Source organism: Streptomyces sp. NPDC102360 (assembly GCF_044766085.1).
Classification (GTDB): domain Bacteria; phylum Actinomycetota; class Actinomycetes; order Streptomycetales; family Streptomycetaceae; genus Streptomyces.
Genome location: NZ_JBIWLG010000005.1, coordinates 370,438 through 378,592 on the forward strand (window position 1 = coordinate 370,438; position 8,155 = coordinate 378,592).

General features: G+C 70.5%; 8 protein-coding genes. 4 read left to right on the forward strand and 4 right to left on the reverse strand.

The features are described 5' to 3' along the window. Positions 1-19 precede the first annotated feature (19 nt). The gene (gene tkt, locus ACIRHA_RS22595; protein ID WP_403848506.1) at positions 20-2,116 is read right to left on the reverse strand and encodes a transketolase; all 2,097 of its coding nucleotides are present in this window, start codon (positions 2,114-2,116) and stop codon (positions 20-22) included. 184 nt (positions 2,117-2,300) lie between these two features. Here tkt and ACIRHA_RS22600 point away from each other — a divergent pair, with 184 nt between their 5' ends. Together ACIRHA_RS22600 and ACIRHA_RS22605 are read left to right on the forward strand one after the other, a co-directional pair. Continuing rightward, entirely contained in the window at positions 2,301-3,248 is a 948-nt protein-coding gene (locus tag ACIRHA_RS22600) for a helix-turn-helix domain-containing protein (RefSeq protein WP_403848509.1), read from the forward strand. A 99-nt stretch (positions 3,249-3,347) separates the two neighbouring features. Beyond that, positions 3,348-3,725 carry a YchJ family protein gene (locus tag ACIRHA_RS22605; RefSeq protein WP_403848512.1) on the forward strand — a complete coding sequence of 126 codons (378 nt, stop codon included), beginning with the start codon at positions 3,348-3,350 and terminating at the stop codon, positions 3,723-3,725. A gap of 31 nt (positions 3,726-3,756) precedes the next feature. Here ACIRHA_RS22605 and ACIRHA_RS22610 read toward each other — a convergent pair whose 3' ends face one another. Then, positions 3,757-4,458 carry a FadR/GntR family transcriptional regulator gene (locus ACIRHA_RS22610; protein WP_403848514.1) on the reverse strand — a complete coding sequence of 234 codons (702 nt, stop codon included), beginning with the start codon at positions 4,456-4,458 and terminating at the stop codon, positions 3,757-3,759. Between the two features lie 125 nt (positions 4,459-4,583). Here ACIRHA_RS22610 and ACIRHA_RS22615 point away from each other — a divergent pair, with 125 nt between their 5' ends. Both ACIRHA_RS22615 and ACIRHA_RS22620 read left to right on the forward strand, forming a co-directional pair. Next, positions 4,584-5,108, forward strand: a complete 525-nt coding sequence (locus ACIRHA_RS22615) for a gluconokinase (protein WP_403848517.1) — start codon at positions 4,584-4,586, stop codon at positions 5,106-5,108. A 45-nt stretch (positions 5,109-5,153) separates the two neighbouring features. Continuing rightward, entirely contained in the window at positions 5,154-6,560 is a 1,407-nt protein-coding gene (locus tag ACIRHA_RS22620; RefSeq protein WP_403848519.1) for a gluconate:H+ symporter, read from the forward strand. A 54-nt stretch (positions 6,561-6,614) separates the two neighbouring features. Here ACIRHA_RS22620 and ACIRHA_RS22625 read toward each other — a convergent pair whose 3' ends face one another. Together ACIRHA_RS22625 and ACIRHA_RS22630 are read right to left on the reverse strand one after the other, a co-directional pair. Beyond that, positions 6,615-7,244 (reverse strand): cytochrome b/b6 domain-containing protein, encoded by a 630-nt coding sequence (locus ACIRHA_RS22625; protein WP_403848522.1) that lies wholly within the window; start codon positions 7,242-7,244, stop codon positions 6,615-6,617. After that, entirely contained in the window at positions 7,228-7,881 is a 654-nt protein-coding gene (locus tag ACIRHA_RS22630; protein ID WP_403848925.1) for a molybdopterin-dependent oxidoreductase, read from the reverse strand. The genes ACIRHA_RS22625 and ACIRHA_RS22630 overlap by 17 nt, the downstream gene beginning before the upstream one ends. Positions 7,882-8,155 lie beyond the last annotated feature (274 nt).

Here is an 8,155-nt window from a genome sequence, read left to right on the forward strand (position 1 = left end):
GTACGTGCTCAGGTGGTGGTCAGGCGCGGGCGGCGGCGAGCGACTCGCGGGCCTTGTCGGCGACGTTCTCTGCGGTGAAGCCGAACTCGGCGAAGAGCGTGCCCGCGTCGGCGGAGGCACCGAAGTGCTCCAGGGAGACGATGCGTCCTGCGTCACCGACGTAGCGGTACCAGGTCAGACCGATGCCGGCCTCGACCGCCACGCGGGCCTTGACCGACGGCGGCAGGACGGCGTCCTTGTACGCCTGCTCCTGCTCCTCGAACCACTCGACGGACGGCATCGAGACGACGCGGGTCGCGACGCCCTCGGCCTCCAGCTGCTCACGGGCGGCGACGGCGAGCTGGACCTCGGAGCCGGTGGCGATCAGGACGACGTCGGGGGTGCCGGTGGAGGCGTCGGCGAGGACGTAGCCGCCCTTGGCGGCGTCGTCGTTGGCCTCGTACGTCGGCAGGCCCTGACGGGAGAGCGCCAGGCCGTGCGGGGCCGGCTTCTCGGTGCCGCGCTTGAGGATCTCGCGCCAGGCGATGGCGGTCTCGTTGGCGTCGGCCGGGCGGACCACGTTCAGGCCGGGGATGGCGCGCAGCGCGGCGAGGTGCTCGACGGGCTGGTGGGTCGGGCCGTCCTCGCCGAGACCGATGGAGTCGTGCGTCCAGACGTAGGTGACCGGGAGCTGCATGAGGGCGGACATGCGGACGGCGTTGCGCATGTAGTCGGAGAACACGAGGAACGTGCCGCCGTAGATGCGGGTGTTGCCGTGCAGCGCGATGCCGTTCATCTCGGCGGCCATCGAGAACTCGCGGATGCCGAAGTGCACGGTGCGGCCGTACGGGTCGGCCTCGTCCAGCGGGTTGCCCTTCGGGAGGAAGGAGCTGGTCTTGTCGATGGTGGTGTTGTTCGAGCCGGCGAGGTCGGCGGAGCCGCCCCACAGCTCGGGGACGACCGGGCCGAGCGCCTGGAGGACCTTGCCGGACGCGGCGCGCGTGGCGACCTTGGTGCCGGTCTCGAAGGACGGCAGGGCGTCCTCCCAGCCCTCGGGGAGACGGCCTGCGAGCACGCGGTCGAGGGTCGCTGAGCGCTCCGGGTTGGCGTTCCGCCACTCGGCGAGCTGCTTGTCCCAGGCGGCGTGCGCCTCGGCGCCGCGGTCGAGGGCCGCGCGGGTGTGGGCGATGACCTCGTCCTCGACGATGAAGGACTGCTCGGGGTCGAAGCCGAGGACCTTCTTCGTGGCGGCGATCTCCTCGGCGCCGAGCGCCGAGCCGTGGGAGGCCTCGGTGTTCTTCGCGGTCGGGGCCGGCCAGGCGATGATCGTGCGCATCGCGATGATCGACGGCTTGTCGGTGACGGCCTTGGCGGCGGCGAGCGCCTCGTACAGGGCCTTCGGGTCGACGTCGCCCTCGGCGGTCGGCGTGACGCGCTGGACGTGCCAGCCGTACGCCTCGTAGCGCTTCAGGACGTCCTCGGAGAAGGCGGTCGCGGTGTCGCCCTCGATGGAGATGTGGTTGTCGTCGTAGACGAAGACGAGGTTGCCGAGCTTCTGGTGGCCCGCGAGGGAGGAGGCCTCGGCGGAGACGCCCTCCTCCAGGTCGCCGTCGGAGACGATCGCCCAGATGGTGTGGTCGAACGGGGAGGCGCCCTCGGCGGCCTCCGGGTCGAACAGGCCGCGCTCGTAGCGGGCGGCCATGGCCATGCCCACGGCGTTGGCGACGCCCTGGCCGAGCGGCCCGGTCGTGGTCTCGACACCGGCGGTGTGGCCGTACTCGGGGTGGCCCGGCGTCTTCGAACCCTGCGTGCGGAACGCCTTCAGGTCGTCGAGCTCCAGCTCGTAACCGGAGAGGAAGAGCTGGGTGTAGAGGGTGAGGCTGGTGTGGCCGGGCGACAGGACGAAGCGGTCACGGCCGGTCCACTCCGGGTCGGCCGGGTCGTGGCGCATGGCCTTCTGGAAGATCGTGTACGCGGCGGGGGCCAGGCTCATCGCCGTGCCGGGGTGACCGTTGCCGACCTTCTGCACGGCGTCCGCCGCGAGGAGGCGCGCGGTGTCGACGGCACGCTGGTCGCGTTCGGTCCACTCGAAGGGCTTCTCGAAGGGGTCGAGTCCGTCCGGTGTCTGCGTGCTCATCTGTCCAGCATCCTTCACATCAGTTGTCCTGCCGAGGTACCAAAAGGCACCGTCCCCCCGGGACCAAAGTCCCAGGTCGAACCACCTACAAATCTAAAGGTCATACTTTTGGCTCGACAGGTGCCCCCGTGCCAGCGTTCGGTGAAAATGGGACACTCACCGAAGCCGGAACCAAGGAAAGTGGATGACGGAGCAGGACCCCTCACAGACGAGCGCACATCTGCGGGCGCCCACTGAAAATCGAGCGCACATCCGCACCTATCCGTTCGACCCGAGCGCGAGCCTGTCCGGCGTCGGGATGCAGGTCGGGCCGATGGGCTCCGAGGGCCCGTGGGCGGGTGGCGTCGGCCTGTCGCGGCGCGTGCACCGCATCGACTTCCACGTGCTGCTGTTCTTCCGCGAGGGTCCCGTCCGCCACATGATCGACTTCACGGAGTACGAGGTCGGGGCCGGGGACATCCTGTGGATCCGGCCGGGCCAGGTGCACGGCTTCTCGACGGAGGACGCGTACGTCGGCACCGCGCTGACCATGCAGCCGGGGTTCCTGCCGCGGGCCATCGTCGAGGCGACCGGGCTCTATCGCTACGACCGGCCGCCGCTACTGCACCCCGAACCGGCTCAACTCGCGGCGCTGGACGCCTCGTTGGAGCAGTTGCGCCGCGAGTACGTGGACACGGCCACGCTGCCGCTGAGCCTGCACACCGCGGTGCTGCGGCACACCCTGACGGCCCTGATGCTGCGCGTGGCGCATGTGTCGGCGCGGGCCGCGACGGAGGACGACGGGATGCCGCAACAGGACGCCGCGACCTCGGTGTTCACGCGGTTCCGCACCGCGGTCGAGCACGGGTTCACGGCCAACCACAGCGTCAGCGCGTACGCCGACGAGTTGGGGTATTCGCGCCGCACGCTCGTCCGGGCGGTGCGGGCCGCGACGGGGCTCACCCCGAAGGCGTTCATCGACCGGCGGGTGGTTCTGGAGGCGAAGCGGATGCTTGCGCATACGGAGTTGCCGGTGGGGCGGATCGGGGTTGCGGTGGGGTTTGCGGATTCGGCGAACTTCTCGAAGTTCTTTCAGCAGCACGTGGGGGCTACGCCGGCCGGGTTCCGTGAGAGCACGGTGGGCCGGGGTTGACGTCGGGGGGCTCTGCCCCGGCCCCCGCTGGCTCTCGCTCGAACGGCGGGGCTTGATTGGCTCAGCCGTCGCGCGGGCCAGATCAGACACAATGGGCCCATGTCGCGCACCTCCCCCACCTGCCCCTGCGGGCTTCCCGCCACCTACGAAGCGTGCTGCGGGCGCTATCACTCCGGCGCCGCCGCGCCCACCGCCGAAGCGCTGATGCGGTCCCGGTATGTCGCGTTCGTTCGGCGGGACGGTGGGTATCTGCTGCGCACCTGGCATCCGGACACCCGGCCGCCCGGTATCGAGTTCGACGACGCGCCGCAGTGGACCGGCCTGGAGATCGTGGAGACCGGCGACGGCTCCGCGTTCCATCAGCGCGGCACCGTCACCTTCCGCGCCCGCTACAAGGGCGGCGAGCTGCACGAGCGCAGCCGGTTCTCCCGGGTGGGCGGTGCGTGGGTGTACGTCGACGGGGACTTCATCGAGTAAATCGAGTAACTCGCCGCGGCGGCAAGGCGGTTCAGGGCGCCAGGATGTCCAGCTCCTGGAGCGCGCCGACCGCGATCTCCCGCGTGAGCGCCTCCGCGCGCTCCGCGTTCCGCTCCCGTACCGCCTCCGCGACCTTGACGTGCAGGCTGACCGCCGCAGGGTCCGGGTCCTCGAACATGACCTGGTGGTGGGTGCGGCCCGAGAGGACCTCCGCCACCAGATCGCCGAGGTGGGCGAACATCTCGTTGCCCGACGCGTTGAGCACGACACGATGGAACTCGACGTCGTGGAAGAGGTAGCCCTCCAGTTGATGACCGCGAGAGTTCGCCACCATGCCGAGCGCGCACTCCGTGAGCGCCGCGCACTGCTCCGCGCTCGCGTTCCGCGCCGCCAGGCCCGCGGCGACCGGCTCGACCGCCGAGCGCAGCACCGTCAACGACCGCAGCTGGCGTGGCCGGTCGGTGCCCGCCAGGCGCCAGCGGATCACCTGCGGGTCGTAGACGTTCCACTCCTCGGCGGGCCGCACGGTCACACCGACCCGACGCCGCGAGGCCACCAGGTGCATCGACTCCAGGACCCGCACCGCCTCGCGCATCACCGAGCGGGACACCTCATAGCGCTGCGCCAGCTCGTCGGTGCGCAGCACGCTGCCCGCCGGGTACTCGCCCGCCGTGATGGCGGGACCGAGGCTTTCCAGTACGCGGGCATGCAGGCCGCGGCCCTCTGTGGTCATGGGATTACCCTAGCCCCGAGCTCAATAGTCTGACTTTTACGTCACAGCCCCTTGAATTAGTCAGACCTATTGGGTTTCAGTGAGGTGACACAGCGATGTCGACGAAGACAGCGAGGCAGTACCCGATGAGCACCCCCCACGTCGTCGTGGTGATGGGCGTGGCAGGAACCGGCAAGACAACGATCGGTCCCCTGCTCGCCGAACGACTCGGCGTTCCCTACGCCGAGGGCGACGACTTCCACCCCCAGGCCAACATCGAGAAGATGTCGGCCGGCACCCCCCTGACCGACGAGGACCGCTGGCCCTGGCTCGATGCCATCGGCCGCTGGGCACACGGCCGGGCAGGGCTCGGCGGGGTCGTCTCCAGCTCCGCCCTCAAGCGCAGCTACCGCGACCGCTTGCGGGCCGAGGCCCCCGGCGCCGTCTTCGTCCACCTCACCGGCTCGCGCGAGCTGATCGAGGACCGGATGGGCCACCGCGAAGGGCACTTCATGCCCACCTCGCTGCTCGACTCGCAGTTCGCCACGCTCCAGCCGCTCGCGGCGGACGAGGCGGGCGTGGCCGTCGACGTCGCGGGAACACCTGAGGAGATCGCGGACCGGGCCGTTCGGGCCCTGACCGGAATCGACTCCGCGGCCCCCACCTCGTAACGCCCGTAAAGCCCCCGTCCCCCCACTCGTACAAGGGATAAGACCGTGCCAAGACTCAGCGTCGAGATGCTGGCAGCGGACACCGTCGAGCCGATCACCTCCGCGGGCCATGCCCAGCTCGGGATCGCCGTGCTCGCGGGAATCGCCGTCATCGTCCTGCTCATCACCAAGTTCAAGATGCACGCCTTCCTGGCGCTGACCATCGGCTCGCTCGCGCTCGGCGCGTTCGCCGGTGCGCCGCTGGACAAGGTGATCGAGAGCTTCAGCGCCGGACTCGGTGACACCGTCGCCGGCGTCGGCGTCCTGATCGCGCTCGGCGCGATCCTCGGCAAGCTGCTCGCCGACTCCGGCGGCGCCGACCAGATCGTCGACACGATCCTCGCCAAGGCCGGCAAGTCCGGCGGCAAGGCGATGCCGTGGGCCATGGTGGCCATCGCGGCCGTGATCGGCCTGCCGCTCTTCTTCGAGGTCGGCATCGTCCTGCTGATCCCCGTCGTCCTGATGGTCGCCAAGCGCGGCAACTACTCGCTGATGCGGATCGGCATCCCGGCCCTCGCCGGTCTGTCCGTCATGCACGGCCTGATCCCGCCGCACCCCGGCCCGCTCGTCGCGATCGACGCGGTGGACGCCAACCTCGGCCTCACGCTGGCGCTCGGCATCCTCGTCGCCATCCCGACGGTCGTCATCGCGGGCCCGGTCTTCTCGAAGTACGCGGCCAAGTGGGTCGACGTCCCGGCCCCCGAGAAGATGATCCCGGCGCGCGCCTCCGACGACCTGGAGAAGCGTCCGAGCTTCGGCGCCGCCGTCGCGACGATTCTGCTGCCGGTCGTGATGATGCTGTCCAAGGCTCTTGTCGACGTCATCGTGGACAACCCGGACGCCATGGTCCAGCGCGTGTTCGACGTGGTCGGCAACCCGATGATGGCGCTGCTCGTCTCCGTCGTCGTCGCCATGTTCACCCTCGGCCGCCCGGCCGGCTTCACCAAGGGCAAGATCCTCTCCACCACTGAGAAGTCCCTCGGCCCGATCGCGGGCGTGCTGCTCATCGTGGGCGCGGGCGGTGGCTTCAAGGGCACCCTGGTCGACTCCGGTGTCGGCGAGATGATCATGGAGATCTCCAAGGACTGGGGCCTCCCGACGCTGCTGCTCGCCTGGCTCATCGCGGTCGTCATCCGCGTCGCCACGGGTTCGGCCACGGTCGCCACGGTCTCCGCCGCCGGTCTGGTCGCGCCCCTCGCGGCCCACATGTCGGACTCCCACACGGCACTCCTCGTCCTGGCGATCGGCGCGGGCTCGCTGTTCTTCAGCCACGTGAACGACGCCGGTTTCTGGCTGGTCAAGGAGTACTTCGGGCTCAGCGTCGGGCAGACCGTGAAGACCTGGTCGCTCATGGAGACGATCATCTCCGTGGTCGCGGGTGCGCTGGTGCTGCTGCTGTCGCTGGTGATCTAGCGGAGCGTTTCCCCCGTGTCGGGCCCTCGCAGCGAGCTTGCTGCGGGGGCCCGTTCACGTGTCGGTCGCGTCCCGGTCCAGCCACTCGCCGTGCTCCCGTGCGGCCCAGTTCCGGTCCACGAAACCGGTCCGCAGGCCCCGGCGTGCCTCGGGGTCGGCGACCGCCATGCCGATGTGTCCTGCGAGCACGATGCCGAGGGCGAGCGCCAGCCAGTCGTGCACGAAGGTGCTGCCGGTGCGCACGGTGAGCGGGGCGAGGTGGGTGAACCACATGAGCAGTCCCGTGCCGAGCATCACCAGGACGGCGCCGGCGAGCCAGGCCGCCCACAGCTTTTGCCCGGCGTTGAACTTGCCCGCCGGGCGGTGCCCCGGACGCCGGTACAAGGCGGCGCGGAGCCACACCTTGTCGTGGGGAGCGAACCGGTTGAGCCGGCCCAGGTCCGCGCGGAAGGCGCGGGAGACGAGGCCGGCCAGGAAGGGCACCGGCAGCAGCAGGCCCGACCATTCGTGGAGCGTGACCACGAGGGCGCGGCGGCCGACGAGTTCGGCGAGCTGCGGAACGTAGAGGCAGGCCGCGGTGGCCACGCACACGCCCATGAGGGCGGCCGTGGCACGGTGCACCCAGCGTTCGGCGCGGGTGAACCGGCGGACGGCTGCCGTGAGTTGCTCAGTTCGTGGGCTCATCGTCGCGTCCGTTCGAGCGGCCGACCCAGGCGTCGATGTCGTAGCCGCGCTCTTCCCAGTAACCGGGCTGTACGTCGTCGGTGACGGTGATGCCGGAGAGCCACTTGGCCGACTTGTAGAAGTACATGGGGGCCGCGTAGAGGCGCACCGGGCCGCCGTGCGCGTGCGGGAGGTCCTTGTCCTGCATGCGCAGTGCCACCAGGACGTCGGCGCGGCGCGCCTGCTTCAGCGTGAGGCTCTCGCTGTACGTGCCGTCGAAGCAGGTGAGGCGTACGGCCCTCGCGGTGGGGCGCACCCCCGCGGCGTCCAGGATCCGCGAGAGCCGTACGCCTTCGAAGGGCGTGTGCGGGACCCGCCAGCCCGTGACGCACTGGACGTCGCGGACGAGGCGGGTCTGCGGCAGCGCCCTCAGTTCGGAGAGTGTGTACGTCGACGGGTGGTCGACCAGGCCGTCGATCTTGAGGCGGTAGGTCTCGGCGCTCTTGTGGGGGACGGAGGCGGCGACCGAGTAGTAGCGGAAGCCGCCGCCGTTCGGCAGTACGCCGGTGAGGCCGGTGGGGTCCTTGGCCGTGACGGATTCGAAGGCGCGTTGCAGCGTGGGCGCTGCGGCGATGGTGAGGGCGCCCGTGCCGAGCATGCCGAGGATGACGCGGCGGCCCACCGGGGGGCCTTGGTTCGGTGTCACGTTCTGATTCGAGCACCAGGCGCTGCGCTGGGCCAGGGGGTTGGGGGTCGGCGTAAGCGTTTCGTCACCTGCACGCCCCAAATCAGCCCCACATCAAGCCCCTGCGGCGATTGAGCAGGCTTTTCAAGCCCCGCCGGCGATTGAGGCGCGGGGGGGGGGGGGGGGGCCCGGGGCGGGGGGGCGGGCCGGGGGGGGGGGGGGGGGGGGGGGGCCCGGCCCCCCCCCG

Bases quoted from the DNA above. Each gene is read 5' to 3' on its own strand.
- ACIRHA_RS22615 (WP_403848517.1), top strand. From the start codon at position 4,584: ATGAGCACCCCCCACGTCGTCGTGGTGATGGGCGTGGCAGGAACCGGC.
- tkt (WP_403848506.1), bottom strand. From the start codon at position 2,116: ATGAGCACGCAGACACCGGACGGACTCGACCCCTTCGAGAAGCCCTTC.
- ACIRHA_RS22610 (WP_403848514.1), bottom strand. From the start codon at position 4,458: ATGACCACAGAGGGCCGCGGCCTGCATGCCCGCGTACTGGAAAGCCTC.
- ACIRHA_RS22630 (WP_403848925.1), bottom strand. From the start codon at position 7,881: ATGCTCGGCACGGGCGCCCTCACCATCGCCGCAGCGCCCACGCTGCAA.
- ACIRHA_RS22600 (WP_403848509.1), top strand. From the start codon at position 2,301: ATGACGGAGCAGGACCCCTCACAGACGAGCGCACATCTGCGGGCGCCC.
- ACIRHA_RS22625 (WP_403848522.1), bottom strand. From the start codon at position 7,244: ATGAGCCCACGAACTGAGCAACTCACGGCAGCCGTCCGCCGGTTCACC.
- ACIRHA_RS22605 (WP_403848512.1), top strand. From the start codon at position 3,348: ATGTCGCGCACCTCCCCCACCTGCCCCTGCGGGCTTCCCGCCACCTAC.